This is a genomic window from Pseudomonas sp. GT1P32 (assembly GCF_054897805.1).
In genome coordinates, this window is the sequence record NZ_CM142704.1 from 1,659,891 (window position 1) to 1,681,537 (window position 21,647).

General features: G+C 60.7%; 18 protein-coding genes. 8 read left to right on the forward strand and 10 right to left on the reverse strand.

From position 1 onward, the window contains the following. Nucleotides 1-56 precede the first annotated feature (56 nt). The gene (locus ACYZUC_RS07500) at nucleotides 57-383 is read left to right on the forward strand and encodes a hypothetical protein (RefSeq protein ID WP_461994730.1); all 327 of its coding nucleotides are present in this window, start codon (nucleotides 57-59) and stop codon (nucleotides 381-383) included. Here the strand turns inward: ACYZUC_RS07500 and ACYZUC_RS07505 are convergent. Beyond that, nucleotides 327-3,017 (reverse strand): C2H2-type zinc finger protein, encoded by a 2,691-nt coding sequence (locus tag ACYZUC_RS07505; protein WP_461994732.1) that lies wholly within the window; start codon nucleotides 3,015-3,017, stop codon nucleotides 327-329. The two genes, ACYZUC_RS07500 and ACYZUC_RS07505, sit on opposite strands and share 57 nt — an antisense overlap. Nucleotides 3,018-3,209: 192 nt before the next feature. On the opposite strand from ACYZUC_RS07505, the gene ACYZUC_RS07510 reads away from it, so the two are divergent. After that, nucleotides 3,210-3,527: a DUF2388 domain-containing protein gene (locus ACYZUC_RS07510; RefSeq protein ID WP_008043507.1), complete on the forward strand. Its 318-nt coding sequence runs from the start codon at nucleotides 3,210-3,212 to the stop codon at nucleotides 3,525-3,527. Nucleotides 3,528-3,596: 69 nt separating this feature from the next. Here the strand turns inward: ACYZUC_RS07510 and ACYZUC_RS07515 are convergent, their stop codons facing one another. Then, the gene (locus ACYZUC_RS07515) at nucleotides 3,597-4,526 is read right to left on the reverse strand and encodes a pyridoxal-phosphate dependent enzyme (RefSeq protein ID WP_461994734.1); all 930 of its coding nucleotides are present in this window, start codon (nucleotides 4,524-4,526) and stop codon (nucleotides 3,597-3,599) included. 102 nt (nucleotides 4,527-4,628) lie between these two features. Next, complete coding sequence (locus tag ACYZUC_RS07520) at nucleotides 4,629-5,420, reverse strand: SDR family NAD(P)-dependent oxidoreductase (protein ID WP_461994736.1); 792 nt, start codon at nucleotides 5,418-5,420, stop codon at nucleotides 4,629-4,631. Between the two features lie 124 nt (nucleotides 5,421-5,544). Here ACYZUC_RS07520 and ACYZUC_RS07525 point away from each other — a divergent pair, with 124 nt between their 5' ends. Beyond that, nucleotides 5,545-6,489, forward strand: coding sequence for a GlxA family transcriptional regulator (locus ACYZUC_RS07525; RefSeq protein ID WP_461994738.1), 945 nt, complete (start codon nucleotides 5,545-5,547; stop codon nucleotides 6,487-6,489). Between the two features lie 522 nt (nucleotides 6,490-7,011). Further along, a complete protein-coding gene (locus ACYZUC_RS07530) occupies nucleotides 7,012-7,671 on the forward strand; it encodes a methyltransferase family protein (RefSeq protein ID WP_461996677.1) in 660 nt (219 codons plus the stop codon). A gap of 108 nt (nucleotides 7,672-7,779) precedes the next feature. On the opposite strand, the gene ACYZUC_RS07535 is transcribed toward ACYZUC_RS07530, so the two are convergent. The 7 genes from ACYZUC_RS07535 to ACYZUC_RS07565 all read right to left on the reverse strand — a co-directional run bounded on the left by ACYZUC_RS07535 (nucleotide 7,780) and on the right by ACYZUC_RS07565 (nucleotide 16,099). Continuing rightward, the gene (locus ACYZUC_RS07535; protein ID WP_461994740.1) at nucleotides 7,780-8,448 is read right to left on the reverse strand and encodes an HAD-IA family hydrolase; all 669 of its coding nucleotides are present in this window, start codon (nucleotides 8,446-8,448) and stop codon (nucleotides 7,780-7,782) included. 130 nt (nucleotides 8,449-8,578) lie between these two features. Then, on the reverse strand, nucleotides 8,579-8,986 hold the full coding sequence (locus ACYZUC_RS07540) for a response regulator (RefSeq protein WP_461994742.1): 408 nt from the start codon (nucleotides 8,984-8,986) through the stop codon (nucleotides 8,579-8,581). A gap of 112 nt (nucleotides 8,987-9,098) precedes the next feature. Continuing rightward, nucleotides 9,099-10,706 carry a GMC family oxidoreductase gene (locus tag ACYZUC_RS07545; RefSeq protein ID WP_461994744.1) on the reverse strand — a complete coding sequence of 536 codons (1,608 nt, stop codon included), beginning with the start codon at nucleotides 10,704-10,706 and terminating at the stop codon, nucleotides 9,099-9,101. A gap of 162 nt (nucleotides 10,707-10,868) precedes the next feature. Continuing rightward, nucleotides 10,869-12,086 (reverse strand): mandelate racemase/muconate lactonizing enzyme family protein, encoded by a 1,218-nt coding sequence (locus ACYZUC_RS07550; RefSeq protein WP_461994746.1) that lies wholly within the window; start codon nucleotides 12,084-12,086, stop codon nucleotides 10,869-10,871. A gap of 1 nt (nucleotide 12,087) precedes the next feature. Further along, nucleotides 12,088-13,422: an MFS transporter gene (locus tag ACYZUC_RS07555; RefSeq protein ID WP_461994748.1), complete on the reverse strand. Its 1,335-nt coding sequence runs from the start codon at nucleotides 13,420-13,422 to the stop codon at nucleotides 12,088-12,090. A gap of 84 nt (nucleotides 13,423-13,506) precedes the next feature. Next, entirely contained in the window at nucleotides 13,507-14,931 is a 1,425-nt protein-coding gene (aldA, locus tag ACYZUC_RS07560; RefSeq protein WP_461996678.1) for an aldehyde dehydrogenase, read from the reverse strand. Between the two features lie 235 nt (nucleotides 14,932-15,166). Then, complete coding sequence (locus ACYZUC_RS07565) at nucleotides 15,167-16,099, reverse strand: LysR substrate-binding domain-containing protein (protein WP_461994750.1); 933 nt, start codon at nucleotides 16,097-16,099, stop codon at nucleotides 15,167-15,169. 370 nt (nucleotides 16,100-16,469) lie between these two features. Here ACYZUC_RS07565 and ACYZUC_RS07570 point away from each other — a divergent pair, with 370 nt between their 5' ends. From ACYZUC_RS07570 to ACYZUC_RS07585, 4 genes are all read left to right on the forward strand, one after another. Continuing rightward, nucleotides 16,470-18,113: an ABC transporter substrate-binding protein gene (locus tag ACYZUC_RS07570; protein WP_461994752.1), complete on the forward strand. Its 1,644-nt coding sequence runs from the start codon at nucleotides 16,470-16,472 to the stop codon at nucleotides 18,111-18,113. Nucleotides 18,114-18,188: 75 nt separating this feature from the next. Further along, entirely contained in the window at nucleotides 18,189-19,142 is a 954-nt protein-coding gene (locus ACYZUC_RS07575) for an ABC transporter permease (RefSeq protein ID WP_461994754.1), read from the forward strand. Continuing rightward, complete coding sequence (locus tag ACYZUC_RS07580; protein ID WP_008043419.1) at nucleotides 19,139-19,975, forward strand: ABC transporter permease; 837 nt, start codon at nucleotides 19,139-19,141, stop codon at nucleotides 19,973-19,975. The genes ACYZUC_RS07575 and ACYZUC_RS07580 overlap by 4 nt, the downstream gene beginning before the upstream one ends. Before the next feature lie 2 nt (nucleotides 19,976-19,977). Next, nucleotides 19,978-21,624 (forward strand): dipeptide ABC transporter ATP-binding protein, encoded by a 1,647-nt coding sequence (locus ACYZUC_RS07585; RefSeq protein ID WP_461994756.1) that lies wholly within the window; start codon nucleotides 19,978-19,980, stop codon nucleotides 21,622-21,624. The last annotated feature ends 23 nt before the right edge of the window (nucleotides 21,625-21,647 follow it).

Here is a 21,647-nt window from a genome sequence, read left to right on the forward strand (position 1 = left end):
GTTCGAAAGCCTTACGTTACCACCGTGCGCCGTCGGGATACCCCAGGGAATCAGGCGTGTTCGGCAATTCAATTGTTCCGGATTATCACGAGTGGATCGCCCAGAACCTCAGCCACGAAAACCTCACGGTTGAAGTGCTGAGGCTGGAAGTGGCCCGGCGGTTGCTGGAAGAGTCCGAGCGCAATATTGAGCAGATTGCCTGGGGGGGCGGGTTGGGGATGCGGATTACGTTTCAGCGCAATTCGGGGGTTCGCCGAGGGAATATCGGAGGCGGTTTTCGCGGTGATGAGGGAAGTCTGGAGCAAACTTCCTTCGTTCGGATATGGCTAGATCACTGCACTATGTTTGCTCCGCTGATGGCGAAGCATTACGTTGCGATGTGAAAAACGTGTGTCGCAAGTCGGGCAAGCGTAGGGCTTTTCTCCGGTATGGGTGCGCATGTGAATATCAAAAACATTTTTCCGGGCAAAACTTGCGTCACAAGTCGAGCATTTATAAGGCTTTTCTTCGGTATGAATGCGCATGTGTGTCTTCAAATGAGACGATTGCGCAAAACCTGTTTCACAAATCCGGCACTTATAAGGCTTTTCTCCGGTATGTATGCGCATATGCGCCTTCAAACCACCCTTTTGTGCAAAGCGTTCTTTGCATAACGCGCAGCTGTACGGCTTTTCACCGGTGTGGGTTCGCAGGTGATTATCTAAATTACTTTTACCCGCAAATCCTTTGGCGCAACGCGGACAGCTAAACCGCATCTTCTTGCCGTGCGCGTGCTCCCCCCTATCACCCGAAGCAGAGGTCGAGGGCTGGGGTTCTGCCTGACTCAGGACTGGCGCCGGTTGACTGGTTCCGGGTATCGGCGACACCGGAGCCAAATCCGTAACAGGCGTAGAAGCAGGTGGCATAGACATGACGGGCTGTGGTGATGGGGGAGGTTCATGAATTTCGTTGGCTGGCAAATCATCCGGATCTGACGCCATACCCTCGCCAACCAGCGCAGCAAAGACTTCAAGGGTATCGGGGTCGTCTTCCAAGGCCTTAAAAAACTCAAGCAGCGCGCTCTGATCAAACGGTTGGTCATTACCTTTTACCCGCCCATCTCTGTCGAAATAGCGCATCGGCGAATTCCCGACAAACCCATACCGATTCAACCCGTCCACCTCCCCCGCCGGATCAGGGTTGAGCCAGCTATGTTGCCAGGGCGCGTAATAGCGATAACCGTAGTAATACAACCCGCTCGCGTCACGCTCCTTGCCCGAGTAACCCTTGGTTTTGTACGAGGCCTTGGCGGCGTGATGCACCACCCACCAGGCGCGGTCACCAAACGGCAGATAGCCTTCGTCACTGATCACCGCCCCCTGTTCGTCCAGCTCCAGTTGGCTGGAGCGCAGGTGATCGGTGACGCTGTAACTCAAATGATCATTGTCGACCCCGGTAGGCGGTGAGCCGACCCAATGCCGCAGCCGCACCGTGTTGCGCCCGGCTTCGATCTCCAGCACATGCCGCTCGGCGCCATCGGCGGTGCGGTGGATTTCCAGACCCGGCAGGTAACGCACGTCGGCGATCAAGGTGCGGCGTGAGGTCAGTTCGCTGCGTACTTTGCACAGGCGCTTGCCCCCGCCACCGTAGCGATACAACTCGATATCGTCCGGACCGTCTTCGCGGGTGACTGGCGACACCTGACTCAACTGATTGCGCGCATCCCAGCGTAGCGTTTGCCCGCGCAGCAAGTGAAGCTGATTGCCGTTGCCGTCGAACTCACGGGTGAAATCCGGCGGTGGATCACCGTCGTGCTGGATCACGCGACGATTGCTGTTCACATCCACCGCCCAACGCCGAGTGAACGGTTGCGCGCCAAGGTGCCGCAATTCCAGCAGGTTGCCGCCAGCGTCGTAGTCGTATTCTTCGCGGTAGTTGACCAGCGCGTTCGGGTCGTTGGCGGCGCGGTGGACCTCTCGGCCGGTGGCGCAAATCAACCGGTACAGGCTGTCGTAGGCGTAGGTACTGACGGGGTCGACACGCTGATTTTTGAAATAGGTGGTGGTTTTGGCCTGGTCATCGATCCGCACCGGATTGCCGACCGGGTCGTAGGTGTAATGCAGGTTTTGCAGCAGCGGTTGATTGGGCAGGCCGGCACTCAAGTGCACCAGCCGCGCGTCTTCCGGGTTGAACTCGGCACGGGTGACCACGCCGTTGCCCGCCGTTTCCTGCTCGACCAGACCGCCAGCGTTGTAGCGGATCTCGCTGACCAGCGTCACCTCGGCCTCGCCCTGACGCTGCAAGGAAACGGCGCGCAATTGCCCGGCGCAGGTTCGGCTGAACCGTCGGCGGTTGAGCATGGCATCAGTTTGCGTCGCGACCTCGCCCAAGGCGTCGTAGGTCCAGCGACTTTCGAGGCCAGGCGCCGGTTCGAGCAAGGCGTTGCGGCCTTCGATTTCCAGCGGCCAGTGCACGGGATCGAGCGACGCCAGAAAGTGACTGCTTTCCAGCAGCGGCAGGCCGCGCAGGTTGTAGTCGGGCATGTACCGGGTGGTGCTCGGGTCGTCGTGGCGGATCAGTTGTCCGCATTGATTTTTGGGGATGCCGTCGGGGTCGCCGTACTGAAAGCGTTCGACCACCCGTGGTGTTTCGTCCTCAAGTTGCTCGGTCACCGCGATGGGGCGCAAGTGTTGGTCGTAGGCGCGCTGCTCGGTGCTGCGACTGTCCCAGCGTTGCAGCATTTGCCCCGCCTGGCCAAACAACGACAGGGTCCAACCTGAATCGACACTGACGTTCAACAACTCGGTGCCGGACAACCCACGAAGGGAGGTTCGATTCGGCCCACGCCCCGCAGCCCCCATTCGCGGATCAAAGCACGCCACTTCCCGCCCCAACGGATCAAACACCTGCCGGGTGATCTGCGGCTGCGCCGGTTGTCCCGCCGCAGAACGGCAGTAAGCCACCGCGCGCACAGCCAGGCTACGCGGGTCAAAGACCGCGAGATCGGGAGTGTGGGTGTCCACGCCAAGGCTGTTCATTCAGGTTGAATAACATGCGACACGAACGGCGACTACTGACAGAAATAACAGGTCAATCCATACCGATGCCAACAGCGGAGCGGATCCAAACCCGCGCATTGAAGTGATTATGTGTGCGGCAAGGAACTCCTGACGACCGCCGCGCATCCTAAATTATGTGGTACTTCCATTACGCTTTCAGAGGACACCGTCATGCGCCGTCTGATCATCATTTCTTCCCTTGTGTTGTGCGTACCCTTCGGCTCGGCTTTCGCGGATGTGGATGCGGGCGATGTGGCCACCTCGGCCGGGGTTTCCGCTTCGCTGTACTCGACGTTCAAGGACGACAAACTCATGATCCCCGCCCGGGATGATGCCTCCAGCTTTGTGGCCAGTGGCGGTGCGATTCGTGGGGTGTATCTGGAGTCGGTCATGCAGCAGATCCGTCAGGACAACCCCGGACTGAACGCCAGCGATGAAGACCTGGCCAGAGCGATTCTGATCCAGGACGGTGCCGCTGCCGGGCAATGAAGGCTGAAACATTCGCGGTGGGGCTTGTGACACCTGACCAGGCGTTTACGGCCCTGCTTCGCTTGCCGTCTACTTTGCGCTTTCAGTGGATGTACGCGCCCATCCGGCAACGAGTTGTGCGTTGATGCTGACGCCACCGCACACCACGATCACCACGTCATGGGCATCGGCAATTGCCGGGTGGTCCAGATAGCCGATTGCCAACGAAACACCGCACGCCGGTTCAACCAGCTGGCGCAAATCGTTGGCGTAACGCACCACGCCCATGATCGCTTCGTCATCGCCGAGCACCACGCATTGGTGAGGAAAATCGAGGATGTGTTGCACCGGCCAGGCGGCCACTTGAGCCGCGCCGAGGGAGGTGGCAACGGTGTCGATGCGCGAAAGCCTGACGGGATGCCCGGCCTTGATCGCGGCCGAAAAAGACGCCGCGCCCACGGTTTCGCAGGCGACGATGCGGCAATCCATACGGCCATGCCGAATCAATCCCGTGAGAAGGCCTGCCAGTAAACCACCGCCCCCCACCGACGTCACCAGCGTATCGACTTGAGGGCAATCCTCGAGAATCTCATCGATCATCGTGCTGTGCCCTTCCCACAACACCGGATGATCGAAGGCCGGTACGTATTCGGTGTCCGCCCCTTGTGAAAGCTCCTTCGCCCGCTGATTGGCGTCGTCCCAGACCTTGCCGTGAACGATCACTTCGGCACCGGTTTTGCGAATCCTCGCGCGCGTGCTTTCCGGGGTGGTGTGTGGCACCACGATGCACGCTTGCAACCCCAGGCTGGCCGCCGCGACAGCGGTGGCGAAACCGGCGTTGCCACCGGAAGGACAGACCACCTTGCGCTTGCCCTCGGCCTTTGCCTGGCTGCACAACAGCCCCATGCCGCGCAGCTTGAACGAGCCGCTGGGTTGCAGGTTTTCCAGCTTGAGCCAGATCCGCCGAGTGGGGGTCGACAAACCCGGGTGCAGGATCAGGGGGGTTCTGATGTGAAGCATGTTGGGTTCCTCGGGCGCGCACCGACCAGTCGAGTTTTTCAACCAGCCGGTGTCGAACGATCCTTATCCAAGCTTAGATCACCCTGGCCCGAGCTTGCGGTTTCAACGATAACGCGGTGCCGCCGTGGAGTTGCCGAACAACCCTGAAAGGGTTTTGCGCTGGGCTTCGTAACGATCCCACTGCTCGCCATCGTGCAGGCCCGGAATGGTCACCACTTCTCCGCTCGCAAGCCCCACCAGTGCGGCATCGACCATGTCCTCAGCGGACATCACGATCTCCTGCGGCAGGTTTTCCACCGGGTTACCGGCCTCGCTCCAGAAGTCAGTCGCAGTGGCGCCGGGCAGCACGGCCTGGATACGGATGCCTTTATCCGCCAGTTCGTGGTGCAGCGATTGGCTCAGGCCCAACACAAATGCCTTGGTCCCGCCGTACACGCCGTTGAGAATTTCCGGCGCAATTGCGACGATCGAGGAGATGTTGATCACGGTTCCGGTGCCACGGGCGACGAAGCCTGGCACAACCGCGTAGGCCAGGCGCATCAGCGCGGTGACGTTGAGGGTGATCATGTCTTCCATGTCATCCACCGGGCTGCCCAGCAGCGGCATGACAGCGCCAACCCCGGCGTTGTTGACCAGCAATGTAATGCTGGCGTCGTTCCGCAGAATGCCTTCAACCCGGCGCAGATCGGCCTGGTTTTTCAGGTCGGCGGCGACCACTTCCACGGCACGCCCGGTTTCGTTGCTCAGGTGATTGGCCAGGGCGTTCAGTTTGGCCTGGCTGCGGGCGACCAGAATCAAGTCATACCCCTGACGGGCGAGACGGTCGGCGTAGACCGCGCCGATGCCGGAAGAAGCGCCCGTGATCAGGGCGGTGCCTTTGGACGAGAGAGCCATGTTCTGTTTCCTTCACAGTGAGGCGAGGTGTTCGCCGGGTGTGAACAGTTATAAATTGACTGACGCTTGTCTCAAATGACGTTTAAAGTACGTTTTCAGGACATTTCCTTTTGAGGGGCTGGCAATGACTTCCGTAGCGTTTGTGGTGTTTGACGGCTTCCAGTCCATGGCGCTGGCGGCGATGCCAGTGTTCGAATACGCCAACTTCAGCGCTGGCGAGACGCTTTATACGGTGAGTGTGGTGTCCGAAGACGGCCGCACCTTGCGCGCCTCCGGTGGTTTGAGCGTTGGCACCGAGGCGTTCGGTGAACGGGAGTTCGACACGGTCATCGTGGTCGGCGGTGATTCCATTCTCGAGCAGGCGCCCGAGGGGGTATTGAATTACCTGCGCGCCAGCATCAAGACCGCACGGCGCACGGCGTCGATCTGTTCCGGTGCCTTTGTGTTGGCCCAGGCGGGTTTGCTGGAAGGACGGCGGGCGACCACGCATTGGGCGTACGCACGGGAACTGCAGGCGCGGTTTCCGTCGATCAAAGTGGAAGAGGATCGCATCTACGTGGTTGACGGTTCGATCTGGACGTCCGCCGGGATGACCGCCGGTATCGACCTGGCGCTGGCCATGGTTGAGAAGGATCACGGCGCCGAACTCGCCCGCGCCGTGGCGCAGAAACTGGTGATGTACCACCGGCGCGCGGGCGGCCAGTCCCAGCACTCGGCGCTGCTGGAGCTGGAGCCGAAATCCGACCGCATCCAGACCGTGCTCGGTTATGCCCGTGAACACCTCGCCGAAACGTTGTCGGTGGAACACCTGGCGGACGTGGCGAGCCTCAGCCCGCGCCAGTTCAGCCGGGCGTTTCGCGCCGAAACCGGGCAGTCGCCAGCCAAAGCCATCGAAAACCTGCGCCTGGAAGCGGCTCGGCAGATGCTGGAACGCGGGCGGTTGACCCTCGATCAGATCGCCACCGAAACCGGTTTTAGCGACCGCCGGCGCATGCGTGAAGCCTTCCTCAGAGCCTTCGGCCAACCGCCACAAGTAATTCGCCGCAACGCCCGAGCCGAGATCCTGTAGGAACCGTTCTTCGTCCCGCACACCATTTGTAGGAACCGGCTTGCTGGCGATTGGCCCTTGAGGCAGGTAGTTATTTTGAGAACGCCATCGCCGGCAAGCCGGCTCCTACAGGATTCGGGGCAACTCTCGCGATCCTCAGTCACACACAAATCTTGTAGGAGCCGGCTTGCTGGCGATTGGCCCTTGAGGAATTGGGGGATTTTGAGAATGCCATCGCTAGCAAGCCAGCTCCTACAGGATTCGGGGCACTCTCGCGAACCTCCGTCACATACACATTTTGTAGGAGCCAGCTTGCTGGCGATTGGCCCTCGAGGCAGGTAGTGTTTTTGAGAACGCCATCGCCGGCAAGCCGGCTCCTACAGGATTCGGGGCAACTCTCGCGATCCTCGGTCACACACAAATCTTGTAGGAGCCAGCTTGCTGGCGATTGGCCCTTGAGGCAGGTGGTGATTTTGAGAACGCCATCGCCGGCAAGCCGGCTCCTACAATGAATGGTGTATTCGTTCAATGTGCGGGGTGACTATGAAAATCTCGGCCAGGCTGGCGTTTTTCGCCATTGTCAGCACCCTCGCCTACCTCGGGCTCGCCGTATGGGGCTTGGGCGGGTGGTCGGCGTTTTTCTCTCATGGGGCGCTTGTCGTCGTTGTTTTGGCGACGCTGCTGATGACGGTCGCAGCGCTGTTCACCGAGGTCAACCTCAGCTCCGGCGAACGCGAAGACCGGGCCAATCGCTGGGTGTTGCCGGCCTTCGGGGTGATCGGGATAGTGAGCGGTTTTCTACCCGCCTACACCGACCGGATCGACTTCTGGACCTTTGGCGGCGAAGGCGTGCGTTGGCTCGGGGCGTTGGTGTTCATCATCGGCGGTGCGTTGCGCATGTGGCCGGTGTTTGTGCTGGGCAAGCGCTTCAGCGGACTGGTGGCGATTCAGCCGGGGCATAGCCTCGTCACAGAGGGGATTTATCGCCGTTTGCGTAACCCCAGCTATTTGGGGATGTTGGTGATTGCGGTGGGTTGGGCGCTGGCGTTTCGTTCGGGCGTTGGCCTGTTGCTGGCAGCGTTGACGGTGATCCCGCTGATTGCCCGCATTCACGCGGAAGAGTCGCTGCTGCGGGCGCAGTTTGGCAGTGAATATGAGGCGTATTGCAGCCGTAGCTGGCGGTTGATTCCCGGTCTCTACTAACGACATCGCCCCTGTAGGAGCCAGCTTGCTGGCGATGGTGTGTCAGTCGACATCGATGTGGCTGATAGACCATCGCCAGCAAGCTGGCTCCTACAGGGGATGGTGTTGTTACAAAGGAAGTAGAAGGACCTGGCCGTCGGGGTCTACCTGGACGGTGACCGAGCCATAGTCGACCATCGTCGCATGCGGCGTTTCGATCGGATGATCGTGAGTCGAGGTAATGATCAAAAGGTCTGCCCCTGCGGCTTGCGCGGCGAGAATGCCGACGGTGGCATCTTCGAAGATCAGACAATCGGTCACTTCGACACCTAAGCGCCTGGCCGCCAATCGATAACCCGCCGGATCGGGTTTGCCGGCGCTGACGTCTTCCGCCGTGACCATCACCGCAGGTTCGGGAATCCCCGCCGCCGCCATCCGGCGAAGCGCGAGCGCTTTGGGCGCAGATGTCACGATGGCCCACTGGCTGGCCGGCAGCGACGTCAGGAAATCCGCCGCCCGGCGCACCTCGACAATTCCCTCGACATCATCAATTTCCGCTTGGGTAATCCACGCCGCTTCAGCCTCGGCATCGACACCCGGCAATGCCTGGCGATTCACGGTGTCGATGGCCCGGGCGCCGTGAATGGTCGACAGAAAAGATTCGACATCCACACCGTGGCGCAAGGCCCAGTCGGTCCAGATGCGCTCGGCGGCGGCGATGGAATTGAGGACGGTGCCGTCCATATCGAACAGAAAAGCGCGATAAGGCTTGTTGAAAACCGATGGTTGAGCTGACAAGGATGAGCGTCCTTTTGCAAGAGCCGGGCGAGTTTGTCAGCAATGTACACGACACTGGTAGGAGCTGCCGCAGGCTGCGATCTTTTGATCTTTGCTTTTAAGGTCAAAAGATCGCAGCCTGCGGCAGCTCCTACAGAGTGCGGTGCGACTTCAACGCGCCTTCCACGCAATCGAGCAACTGCCCCAGCGCCCAGGGTTTCTTGATGAAGAACACCTCATGCCGCACGCCAGACGTTTGCGGTGTTTCGAAGCCGGACATGATCATGATCGGCTTGCCCGGCCAGCGGTCGCCGAACTGATTGGCCAGATCGGCACCGTTGAGTTTGCCGGGCATGGTGATGTCCGTCAGCAGCAACACCACCTTGTCTGCGTGCTGCTCCAGGTAACCCGCCGCCGCATCCGCGCTGATCTGCGGTTCGACGGTGAAACCTTCCTCCTGAAGAATTTCGCAGAGAAACTCCAGGATCAGCGGGTCATCTTCAACCACAAGAATCAACCCGCCTGGAAGGTTCCTGCCCGCCGTCGATACTGGACACATGACTTTGCCACTCCCTGATTGCCGAATGAATTCGCGGGCTCAAATCCGCTGCCTACAGGTATGAGCAGCGGACTCGGCGGAAATTCATTTTTGATACAGGGAGTCGACGAAATCAGGCGTCCTGCAAAATCAGATCGGCGCCCTTCTCCGCCACCATCAACACGGCGGCGTGGGTATTGCCCGACGTCACGTTAGGGAAAATCGACGCATCGACAATGCGCAATCCCTCAAGACCATGCACCTTCAACCGTTTGTCCACCACCGACCGCTGGTCGTCCGCGCCCATCGCGCAGGAACCGCACAGGTGATAAATCGAACCGCTGTTTTCGCGGAAGTACTGCAGCATCTGTTCGTCGGTTTCGACGACCGGCCCCGGCAGCACTTCTTCCACGGTGATGTTTTTGAGTGCCGGCGCCTGCATGATCTTGCGCATCAGGCGGCTGCCCTGAATGACCTCGTCGATGTCCTTTTGCGTGCTCAGGTAATTCGGGTCGATCAACGCCGCGTCACGGGGATTTTTCGAAGCGATTTCAATGTGCCCGCGACTGGTCGGCCGGCACGGATTGAAGCACAGCAAGAAACCCGAATACGGTTCAGGCTTGAGGCTGGCCTTGTTGTTTTTCGGGATCTGGTACGACAGCGGGTTGAAGTACAACTGCAGGTTCGGGTTGGCCTGTTGCTCGTTACCCCGGAAAAAACCGCCGGCCTGATTGACGCTCATGGCCAGAGCACCCTTGCGGGTAAACAGGTACTTGAGGCCCAGTTTGAACTGACCGAACAGCGAGCTCAGTTGATCGTTAAGCGTCTCGATGTTGGCCTTGTAGTAGTAACTGGCGCACAAGTGGTCTTGCAGGTTCTGCCCCACCGCCGGCAGGTGTTTGACCAACGGGATATTGTGCCTGGCCAGCAGCGCCTGATCGGCGACACCGGACAGTTGCAGAATCTTCGGCGTGTCCACGGCACCGGCGCACAGGATCACTTCCTTGTTGGCGGTGAAGGTGCGCGCAACGCCGTGCTGGGTCACGGAAATGCCGGTCGCCCGGCCGTTATCGAACACCACACGATCCACCAGGGCGAAATGCTCGACCGTCAGGTTCGGCCGGCTCAATGCCGGGTGCAAATGCGCGAAGCTGCTGGAACAACGCTGGCCGTTGCGAGTGTTGACGTCGTAGATGCCCGAGCCTTCGAACTTCGGCCCGTTGAAGTCGTCGCTGTGTGGGTAACCGAGTTCGTCGCAGCCCTTGAGGAACACATCGCAGATCGGATGGGTCTGGCCCTTCATCGGCGTGATGCTGATCGGGCCGCTGCCGCCGTGGTATTCGCTGTCGCCCAGCGGATGGTTTTCCAGTTTGCGGAAGTACGGCAGCACGTCCTTGAAGCCCCAGCCTTCGTTACCGTTGGCCGCCCAATCGTCAAAGTCATGGGCCTGGCCGCGAACGTAGATCATCGCGTTGATCGAACCCGAACCGCCCTGGACCTTGCCGCGCGGGGCATAGATTTCGCGGTTGTTCAGCTGCTTTTGCGGCTGGCTGTAGTACATCCAGTTGAAGGTCGGGTTGTAATACATTTTCGCGAAGCCGACCGGGATCTTGAACCACAGGGAACTGTCCTTGCCGCCCGCTTCCAGCAGCAGCACCGAATGTTCGCCCGAAGCCGAGAGCCGATTGGCGAGGATGCAGCCCGCGGCGCCAGCGCCAGCGATGATGTAGTCATAAGTCATGCACGGTTACCGCGTAAGTCGTTGTACAAAAAACCGCGCGCCGCCCCCTTGTAGGAGCGAAGCTTGCTCGCGAAGGCGTCGAGTCAGTCAACATTGGTATTGGCTGGCCCGCCGCTTTCGCGAGCAAGCTTCGCTCCTACAGGAGAACTGCGCCCTCTCCTGTCAGCCCCTGGCTGGCGATGTGTCTTTGACGTCTGCCGGGGTCGGCGCCATTTGCAGGTGCAGACGCTCACCGGTGTACGGCGAATGCTTGCGCACCACGTCCATGTTCAGCTCGACACCCAGGCCCGGCTCGGTGGACGGAATGATGTAGCCGTCCTCCCATTGCAGCGGTTTGGTCAGGACTTCGGCATGGAAACCGCCCCAGGTCATGATGCTTTCCTGGATCAGGAAGTTCGGCGTACAGGTGGCCAGCTGGAAACTCGCCGCCGCGCCAATCGGCCCGTTGTAGAGGTGCGGCGCGATCTGCGCGTAGTAGGCCTCGGCCATGCTGGCGATCTTTTTCGCCTCCAGCAGACCGCCGCAACGGGCAACGTTCATCTGCAGAATCGATGCACCGCCAGCCTGCAGCAACTTGAAAAATTCGTACTTGGTGGTCAGCCGTTCACCGGTGGCAATCGGGATGCTGGTCTTGGCCGCAACTTGCGCCATGGCCTCTTCCTGACCCGGCGGCACCGGTTCTTCGAACCACAGCGGGTCGTATTTCTCCAGGCGTTTAGCCAGGCGAATCGCCGAGGACGGCACCATCTGCCCGTGAGTGCCAAACAGCAAATCGCACTTGTCCCCCACCGCTTCGCGGATCTTGCGGCAGAAGGTTTCGCAGCGATCCAGCACTTCCAGGGAAATCTGGTGCCCGGAGTACGCGGTGTACGGCCCGGCAGGGTCGAACTTAACGGCGGTGAAGCCTTTGTTCATGTTCTCGATGGCGCATTCGGCCGCCAGGTCCGGGTCGTCGTAGTCGTACTCGCCCTTGCTGTTGACCGGGTACAAATAGGTGTACGAGCGCAGGCGTTCGTGGACCTTGCCGCCGAGCAATTCGTAGACCGGCTTGTTCGCCGCTTTGCCGATGATGTCCCAGCACGCCATCTCCAGGCCGCTGACCACACCCATCATGGTCAGGTCCGGACGCTGGGTGAAACCGCTCGAATAGGCCTGGCGGAAGAAGCGTTCGATGTGGTGCGGGTCGTGGTTGAGCAGGTAACGTTCGAACACGTCTTCGATGATCGGCAGCATGGCTTTCGGGCCGAAGGTTGCGGCGTAGATTTCGCCCACGCCTTCGATGCCGCAATCGGTCTTGAGCTTGACGAACAGCCAGTACATGCCGCCGATGTGCGGTGGCGGTACGGCAACAATGTGGGTTTCAAGGGCGACGATTTTCATCTCAGGCACCTGTCTTGTTCAAAGAAGTCTTGTTCAAAGATTGACGATTGATTCGGGCACGCAGGGTCAGGGCCGCCAGGGTCCCGAGCAGGCCGACGAACGCGATGTAGCCGAAATACAGCTTGTAACCAAAGGCACCGGGGAAATGTTCGGTGAGGTAGCCGTTGATCAAGGGAATGAAGGCGTCGGGCAAGTAACCGACCACCGAGACAATCCCAATCGCCAGGCCAGTGATGCGCAGTGGAATGTTGCAGGTGTCGAGGATCGCCCAGTACAAACCGCGAATGGCGTAGGTCATCAGGCCGATGAAGATCACCGTGCCGATCAGCAGGCCCATGCTGTTGAGCGCCGGGAACACGATCAGGCCGACCATTGCCAACGTCGCGAAGAACAACGCCACGATCAGCACCGAAATGTTCGAAAACTTGTCACCCAGCCAGCCACCGCCGATGCCGCCAATCGGGCGCATCCACAGTTTGATGGTGGTGATGGTGCCGGCCATGACCGCCGTCATGCCGCCGCCCTGCAGGTAATCGGAGAAGCTGTAGGTGGCCCAGAAGATGTGATAACCGCAGAACACGATGGCCGTCACCAGCCACAGCTCGGGGATTTTCACCAGCGTGGTCAAGTCAGTGAGCAGGTTGTACTTGCCCTTCTCCACCGCTGCCGTGTCTTCCATCGACTTCGGGTCCTTGATCAACACCAGCACACAACCGATGGCGATACAGGTGAAGGCGTAGAGGTAAACCACGTGTTTGAAGCCTTCAGCGGCGGACTCGCCACGGGTTTCGGTGGCGAAGGCAAACAGCCCCAGCGCAACGGTCGCCAGCAACGCTTCGACCAGGCCGCGACCGCCATCGAGGATGCCAAAGAACCGGCCTTGCTCAGTGTGATGGGCAATCATCTTCACGCGTTTGAGCACCGAGGCCCAGAACGTCAGGCCGGTGGTCAGGCCCCAGCAACCGAAGATGATCATCAACCCGGTCAACGATGGCGCAGTGGAATACCACAGGCCCAAGGCACCGGTGGCGACCAGCGAGAAGAAAATCAGAAAACGCGGGGCAATGCGGTCGGCCAGCCAGCCGCTGGGCAAGTAACTCAGGAGGAAAATCGTGCCGAGCATCGAGTACAGATAACCCAGTTCGCTGTGGTTGATCTGGAACACTTCGAGCATGGTGGTCTGGTAGACCTGGCGCAGATAGAGGATCGGGTAGATCGCCCCGGCGGCCAGCACCAACAGCATCAACTGGACGTAACGACTTCCCTTGTCACTGTGGCTTTTTGAACCCGCGTTCGAACCCTGAACAGCGGCAACAGTGGTTGCAGGCTTGGACATCTGTGAGACCTCGGGCAGCCCGGTGGTCCGGGCGCCCCAAATAATTGTTTTTATGGGTGTGGCGTGAGGCGTGTTGCGGGTGGATCAATACTTCATGACCACCAAACGTGTCTGGGTAAATTCGAGCATGCCGTGCTTGCCGTCGTCGCCGCCCAGGCCCGAGCGTTTCCAGCCGGCGTGGAAGCCCTGGTACGGGTCCGCCGGGGTGCGATTGACGTACAACTCGCCGGCCTCGATGGCGTTGGCGACTTTCATCGTGGTGCGGTAGTTCTCGGTGTACAGCACCGAGGACAGGCCGAACTGATGGTCGTTGGCCATGGCCAGCGCTTCGTCGATGTCGCGGTACTTGAGCACCGGCAGCACCGGGCCGAAGATTTCTTCCTGGATGATTTCCATGTCCTGACGGCAACCGCTGAGCAGGGTCGGCGGGTAGAAATGGCCTTTGCCTTGCGGGATAAAACCGCCTGTTTCCAGTACAGCACCGTCGGCGACAGCGCGCTCGACCATGGCGTGGATGTTCTGCTGCGAACTGGCGTTGACCAGTGGCCCCATAAAGGCGGGATCCATGGCGCGATCGCCGAACTCCACAGCGCTGATTTTTTCTTTCAGCAGGCCAAGGAATTTCTCGTAGACGCTTTCCTGCACATAGACCCGCTCTACCGCCGTGCACAACTGGCCGCAGTGGGTGGTCTTGGACGCAACAATCGCGGTGGCGGCGGCTTCAAGATCGGCGTCGGCCTCGATGATCGCCGGGGTCTTGCCGCCCAGCTCCAGCGACGGTTTGGCGATGTTGGCCTTGCAGTAGTCGAGCACGATACGCCCGGCGTTGACGCTGCCGGTCAGGGTGATCAAGCCGACGGCCTTGTGCGTGCAAACGGCAGCAGCGGTGGCGTGATCCATGGTCAGGATGTTGATCACCCCCGCAGGCATTGCGGATTGCTGCACAGCCTTGGCGATTTCGAACGCCGAGATCGGCGTGTTGTTGCTCGGGCGCACCACCACGGTGTTGCCGGCAATCAGCGCCGGGGCGATTTTGCGCAGCAAGGTGTAAACCGGGTAGTTGAACGGGATCAGGCACGCGACCACGCCAATCGGCTCGCGGTGCAGGAACAGGTTTTCGTTCGGGGTGTCGCTGGGAATGATCTCGCCTTCGATACGGCGCGCCCATTCGGCGTGATAACGGGTGATTTGCGCTGCGTAGCGAGCTTCGTTGCTGGCGTCGGCGACGCTTTTGCCGGATTCGGCGGCCAGCGCTGCACCGATATTTTCGGCACAGGCTTCAAGTGCATCGGCAAACGAGCGCAGGTGTTCGGCGCGTTCGATGCTGGTGAGCTTGCCCCAGACTTTCTGGGCCACGGCGGCGGCGTCGACCGCCTGGGTCGCTTCATTGGCAGTGGCCGCTGAAACATGACCTAAAAGCACTTCAGTCGCGGGGTTGTACACCGCGATCAGCGCTTCGCTGGCAGGTTCAATGAAGTGGCCGTTAACAAAATTTCGCTCGAGTCGCATGTGCATCGCCCATCGTTGTTTTTATCCAGTGCTTGCAGTCTTGGCATCGGACGCGGGTTGAACAAACGATTTATTGAGCGGTGCAACATTCGAAAAATGCAGGTTACCCATGTGAACGGTACGCGCCCCTGTAGGAGCGAGGCTTGCCCGCGAAGGCGGAGTGTCAGTCAACATTGATGTTGCCTGACACTCCGCCTTCGCGGGCAAGCCTCGCTCCTACAAGGGGTTGTGGTGTTCAGGTGGCGGCGGTAGAGGGTTCGAGCTTGCGTTGCGCCAGCCAGATCTCTTCCTGCAACCACTCGCTGAACAGCTGCAATTGCGGCATCTCCGTCTGTTCCGGCCGGGTCACCAGCCAGTAGGATTGATGCCCTTCCACGTGCACGTTGAGCACCTGGGTCAACTGCCCGCTGGCCAGTTCCGAAGCGACCATATGCCAATCGGCGATGGTGATGCCCAAACCGTCGACGGCCGCGCGGATGGCCAGGTCCAGCAGGTCGAACTCGTAGCCGCCCTGGGTATCGACGCCGGTGATGCGTGCGGCGTCCAGCCAGTGTTTCCAGGTCAGGTAACGCTGGTCTTCCCGGGCCAGCACATGCAGCAAGGTCAGGCGATTGAGGTCGATGCCCTGCTCGCTCCACTCCCGCGCATACAAGGTCGGCGCGCACACCGCGATGTGCCGTTCCTGGATCAGCAGCGAACTGTCCAGCCCATCCCATTCACCGTCACCGAAACGAATCGCGCAATCCAGCGTACTGGTTTCCGCGAGGCTGTCCTGCAAGCGTGTGGTGATGCTCAACTCCAGTTCCGGATGCTTCTCGCGCAGCCGCCCCAGACGCGGCATCAGCCAGCGGTTGGTGAAGGTCGGCGGCGCGTTGATGTGCAGGCGATTGGAATGGGTTTTCTGCTGGATGCTGCGCACCGTCAGCTCGATCTTGTCGAAGGATTGATGCAGCGCCCGTAACAGCACCCGCCCGGCGCTGGTCAGGTCGAGGTGATGATGGCGCCGCTCCAGCAGGTTTTCGCCCAATTGCTCTTCGAGTTGGCGCACCTGCCGGCTGACGGCGCTCTGGGTGACATTGAGCAACTCGGCGGCCCGGGTGAAGCTGCCGGTGCTGCCGGCCACTTCGAAGGCTTTGAGGGCATTCAGACCAGGCATTTTGCGTTTCATGAAAGGCACTCGTGGAAGGCTGACGAGGTATTAAGCATCCCACGCCTTGTAGGAAATTTCCCCAGTAACATGCATTTTTGTGTTGTGTAGGACAATCCAGCAGCACCGCAGACTGCTTTTCTGTGGGAGCGGGCTTGCTCGCGAAAGCGGTGTATCAGGACGCATCAATGTTGAATGACACACTGCTTTCGCGAGCAAGCCCGCTCCCACATTGACTGCGTCCAGCCTGTCTATTTCAAGCTCTGACATAGCCCTGCGCCAGTAACATGCATTTATCGAACGTTTGCGCGTTGAATTTATCGTTTGTCGATCTTTGCGCCGATGACAAAACTGCGGCCATCTCAAATAAAAACAACATGAGAGCTGCCCCATGCCCCATCTCGACGAGCTAACAACTCTGGACGGCGCCCTGCCGCATCCAGCAGTCAACGACCTGTGCACCCAAGTCAAAAGTGGCGAGATCAACCGCCGGCAATTCTTGCGCACCGCCACCCTCCTCGGCATCACCGTCGCCAGCGCCAGCACCTTCCTCGGTTCCGCCCTGCTCGGTAATTCCGCCCACGCCGCCGAGGCCATCCCGCCACGCCAGGGCGGTACTCTGCGTTTTGCCTGCGCCATCCAGGAAATCCAGGACCCGATGCTGATCACCTGGATCGAAGCCTCGAACCTGCTGCGCAACTCCCTCGAATTCCTGACCTGGGTAGACGCCGACAACATCACCCACCCCTACCTGGCCGAGAGCTGGAGCCCGTCCGAAGACCTCAAGACCTGGACCTTCAACCTGCGCCAGGGCGTCAAGTGGAGCAACGGCGACGAGTTCACCAGCGACGATGTCGAACACAACATCCATCGCTGGATCGCCGCCGATTCCAAGTCGGTCAACCGCACCGCGTTCCAGGACATCGCTGCATTCGAGAAAGTCAGCCCGTACCAGTTCCGCCTGGTGCTCAAGCGGCCGATTCTGGCCATCCCGGAAATGCTCAGCGCCTTCACCTGCACTCTGGTTCACCGCAGCTTCAAAAACGGTGACGACTGGGCGAAAAACCCGATTGGCACCGGGCCATTCAAGCTGGTGTCGTTTGCGGTGAACAAGCAAGCCACCTTCGCCAAACGCGCAGATTACTGGCGCAAACCGGCCAACCTCGACGAGCTGCGCTACGTCGACATGGGCACCGACATTTCCACCCATCTCGCGGCGCTGCAAGCCGGGCAAGTGGACGTGCTGTACCGCGTGACCGTGGCCGAACTGGACCTGGCCAAGCGTTTGCCGGGCGCGCAGTTGCTCAGTTGCAAGTCGGCACAGACCGTGGTCATGCGCATGGCCTGCGACCAGAAGCCGTTCACCGATGTGCGGATCCGCCAAGCCGTGGTGCTCTGCGCCGACAATGCGCAGATGCTGAAAATCGCTTATCGCGGCATGGGGACCCTGGGCGAAGACCACCACGTCGCGCCTTCCCATCCGGAATATGCGCCGTTGCCCAAGCGTGAGCGGGATGTCGCCGGGGCGAAAAAACTGCTGGCCGACGCCGGTTACCCGAATGGCATCGACATCGACCTGATTGTCGGCAACACCCAGGGCCGCTACGAACAGGACTGCGCACAGATCCTGCAGCAGAACTGCCTGGAGGCCGGCATCCGCATCAACCTGAAAGTCATTCCGGCCACCCAATACTGGCCGATCTGGGACAAGGCGGCGTTCAGCCTGACCTATTGGGCGCATCGCCCGCTGGGCGTGATGTCGCTGGAACTGGCCTACCGCAGCGGTGCGGCCTGGAACGAAAGCCACTACAGCGACCCGGCCTTCGACGCCGCGCTGGACAAGGCCATGGGCATCATCGATCCGAAACAACGTGCCCTGGCCATGCAAGACGTCGAGCGCATCTTGCAGGACGCCGCGGTGATGGTGCAGCCGTTCTGGGGTGACAAGTTCACCGCCACCAGCAAGAAGGTCCAGGGGTTCCAGGTTCACCCTTCCGACTTCTACCCAATGGATGAAGTCTGGTTGAGCGCCTGACGCGCAGCCCCAAACGTGCCCGCCCACCGACCGGTGCGGCGGGCCGGCATCCCTTGATTAGCCGGAGCCTGCAGCATGGCTGAATTTCTGATACGCAAATTGATGGCGCTGATCGCGACCCTGTTGTCGGTGTCGCTGATCGTGTTTGTCGCCCTTGAACTGAACATCGAAGACGTCGCCATCAACGTCCTCGGCCCCTACTCCGCCGCCGACCAGCGCGCCGCGTGGCTGGTGGAACATGGCTACAACCAGCCGTTCCTGTGGCGTTACCTGGTGTGGCTGAAAGATTTCGTCAGCGGCGACTGGGGCACCTCGGTGCACTTTCGCGAACCGGTGATCAACCTGCTGCTGCCCAACCTCGGGCAAACATTGATCCTGGCCGGGCTGGCCCTGTTGGTGATGGTGCCGGTGGCCCTGACCCTGGGCATTCTGGCCGGCATTCGCCAGGGTTCGGCGATAGACCGCCTGGTGTCATTCCTGTCGATCGTCACCACCTCGATTCCGGACTTTGCCAGTGCGGTGTTCGTCTCGGCAATCTTCGTGTTCTGGCTCAACTGGCTGCCAGGCGTGAGCAGCATGAGCGATGGCTTCAACGCCGCCGAGCTGGCCCTGCCGCTGATGGTGTTGTGCCTGTTCGGCATCGGCTACCTGGCCCGCATCACCCGTGCGTCGATGGTTGAAGTCATGCAGGCGCCGTACATCCGCACCGCTCGCCTCAAAGGCGCATCGACCTCGCGCATCGTGCTGCGCCATGCCTTGCGCAACGTCCTCATCGCCCCGATCACGGTGATCATGCTGTACATCCCGTGGTTGCTGTCGAACGTGATCGTGGTCGAAGTGTTCTTCGCCTACAAAGGCTTCGGCTCGTTGCTGTACACCGCTTCGCTGAACCACGACGTTTACCTGATCGAAGCCTGCGCGATGATCAGCGGCGCAGTAGTCGGCGCGACGAAAATCTTTTCCGACCTGGCCTACACCTGGCTCAACCCGCGCATCACCCTGCGCAGTCTTGGCGGAGGTGGCCAATGAGCTTCCTGCAATCGTTCAAACATCCCCTGGCCCTGCTCGGTTTGCTGCTCGTGGGCGGCTGGGTGCTGACCGCCACGTTTGCCCCGTGGCTGGCACCCCATGACCCGCTGGAAAGCTTCAGCCCGCTGTTGACGCCGATGAGCGCCGACGGCAATGGTCAGAGCTTTCTGCTGGGCACCGACATGATTGGCCGGGACATTCTTTCGCGGCTGGTCTGGGGCACGCGCACCGTGTTGTTCTGGTCGATCCTGGCGACGCTGACCGCGTTTGCCGTGGGCATTGCCATGGGCCTGTGCGCCGGTTACTTCAACGGCAAGGTCGATGCCTTTCTGTCGTACGTCGCCGACACTGTGTTGTCGTTCCCGGTGCTGGTGCTGTACATCGTGATCATCATCGCCCTCGGCGCTTCGGCGCTGAACATCCTGATTGCGGTGACCTTCACCAGCGCCCCGGCGATCTTCCGCATCATGCGCGCCCTGACCATCGACATCCGCTCCCGGGACTACGTGCTCAGCGCGATCACCCAGGGTGAAGGGTCGTTGCGCATCATGCTGGTGGAAATCCTGCCCAACTGCGGCGGCCCGCTGATCGTCGATTTCTGCCTGCGCATCGGCTACACCGCGATCATGATCGGCGCCCTCGGTTTCCTCGGCCTCGGCCTGCCACCGCCCACCCCGGACTGGGGCGGCATGATCAACGAAGGCCGCAGCATGGCCATCGCGTTTCCGCACCTGGTGATCTTCCCGTGCATTGCCATCTCCACCCTGATGCTGGGCCTGAGCCTGTTGGCGGACGGTCTGGACGAACACGCCCAGAAAGGCGCAAGGAGCTGAGCATGAGTCAACAACAAGTATTGAAGGTGGAGAATCTCTCCATTGAATTGCCGGCCGGCGCCGACCGCAGCCACGCCGTGCAAGGCATCAGCCTGGATGTGCGCAAGGGCGAAATCCTCTGTGTGATCGGCGAGTCCGGCTCCGGCAAATCGGTGCTCTCGGCAGCGATCATGGGCGACTACGCCAAAGGCCTGCGCCACAGCGAAGGCGTGATCGATTTTCTCGGCAATGACATCTGCCGCATGGAAGAAAACGCCCTGCGTCAGTTGCGTGGCAATCGCATCGCGATGATCTTCCAGGAGCCCATGGCCGCGTTGAATCCGGCGATCCGTATCGGCCAGCAAGTCGAGGAAATCTTCGACATCCACGCCCCGCAGATGCCCGCCGCCGAGCGCCGCGAACGCATGCTCGCGCTGCTCGACTCCACTCACTTGCCGGACCCACCACGGATCGCCAACAGCTTTCCCCATCAACTCTCCGGCGGCCAATGCCAGCGGGTGGTGATTGCCATGGCTTTGGCGATGAATCCCGACCTGTTGATCGCCGACGAACCGACCACGGCCCTCGACGTCACCACCCAGGCGCAAGTCCTGAAACTGGTGCGCGAACTGCGCGGGCGTGGCCAGCACGGCATCCTGTTCATCACCCACGACTTCGGCGTGGTCGCGGAAATCGCCGACCGCATCGCAGTGATGGAAGGTGGGCGCCTGGTGGAAATCGGTGAGCGCGATCAGGTGCTCAACGCCCCGGCGCATCCTTACACCCGCAAACTGATCGCCGCCGTGCCGGCCCTTCACCCGGAACTGCACGTGCCCAGCGCCGACGGTGAACTGGCGCTGCGCATCGAGCACCTGAACAAAACCTACAACGTCGGCGGCCGCTCGGTGGCGGCGCTCAGGGATGTCTCCCTGCAACTGCCACGGGGCAAAACCCTGGCCATCGTCGGCGAATCCGGCTCGGGCAAAAGCACGTTGGTCAAAGCGGCGATTCGTCTGGTGGACAGCGACAGCGGCCACGTGTGGGTCGGTGACACGGATTTCCTCGCCTTGCGCGGCTCGGCACTGGCGGCCAATCGGCGGCGCATCCAGATGATTTTCCAGGACCCTTACGGCTCACTCAATCCGCGTCACCGGGTCGGCGACATCATTGCCCGCGCCGCGCAACTGCGCGGGTTGTCGGCCAAGGATGCGTGGACCGAGGCTGGCGACTTGCTGGAGCAGGTCGGGCTCAAACGTGATGCGCTCAAGCGCAAGCCCCGGCAGTTTTCCGGAGGTCAACGCCAACGCATCGGCATTGCCAGGGCACTGGCGATGCGCCCGGAAGTATTGATCGCCGACGAAAGCGTCTCGGCGCTGGACGTGTCGGTGCAGAAACAGGTGCTGGAGTTGCTCGCCGAGCTGCAACAGCGACTGAACCTGAGCATTTTGTTCATCACCCACGACCTGCGCGTGGCGGCGCAGATCAGTGACTACATCGCGGTGATGCGTCAGGGCGAAGTGGTGGAATACGGCACGGCGGAACAGGTGTTGCTGCGTCCGCAAAACAGCTACACCCAGACCTTGCTGGCGGCGGCCCCCGGCGCTTCGGCGATACCGGTGTTGCCTGTCGCGGAGCCCGCGCTGAGGCTGATCCGGCCTCAAGCCAACTAAGCCCATAACCCTTTCCCCAGGTC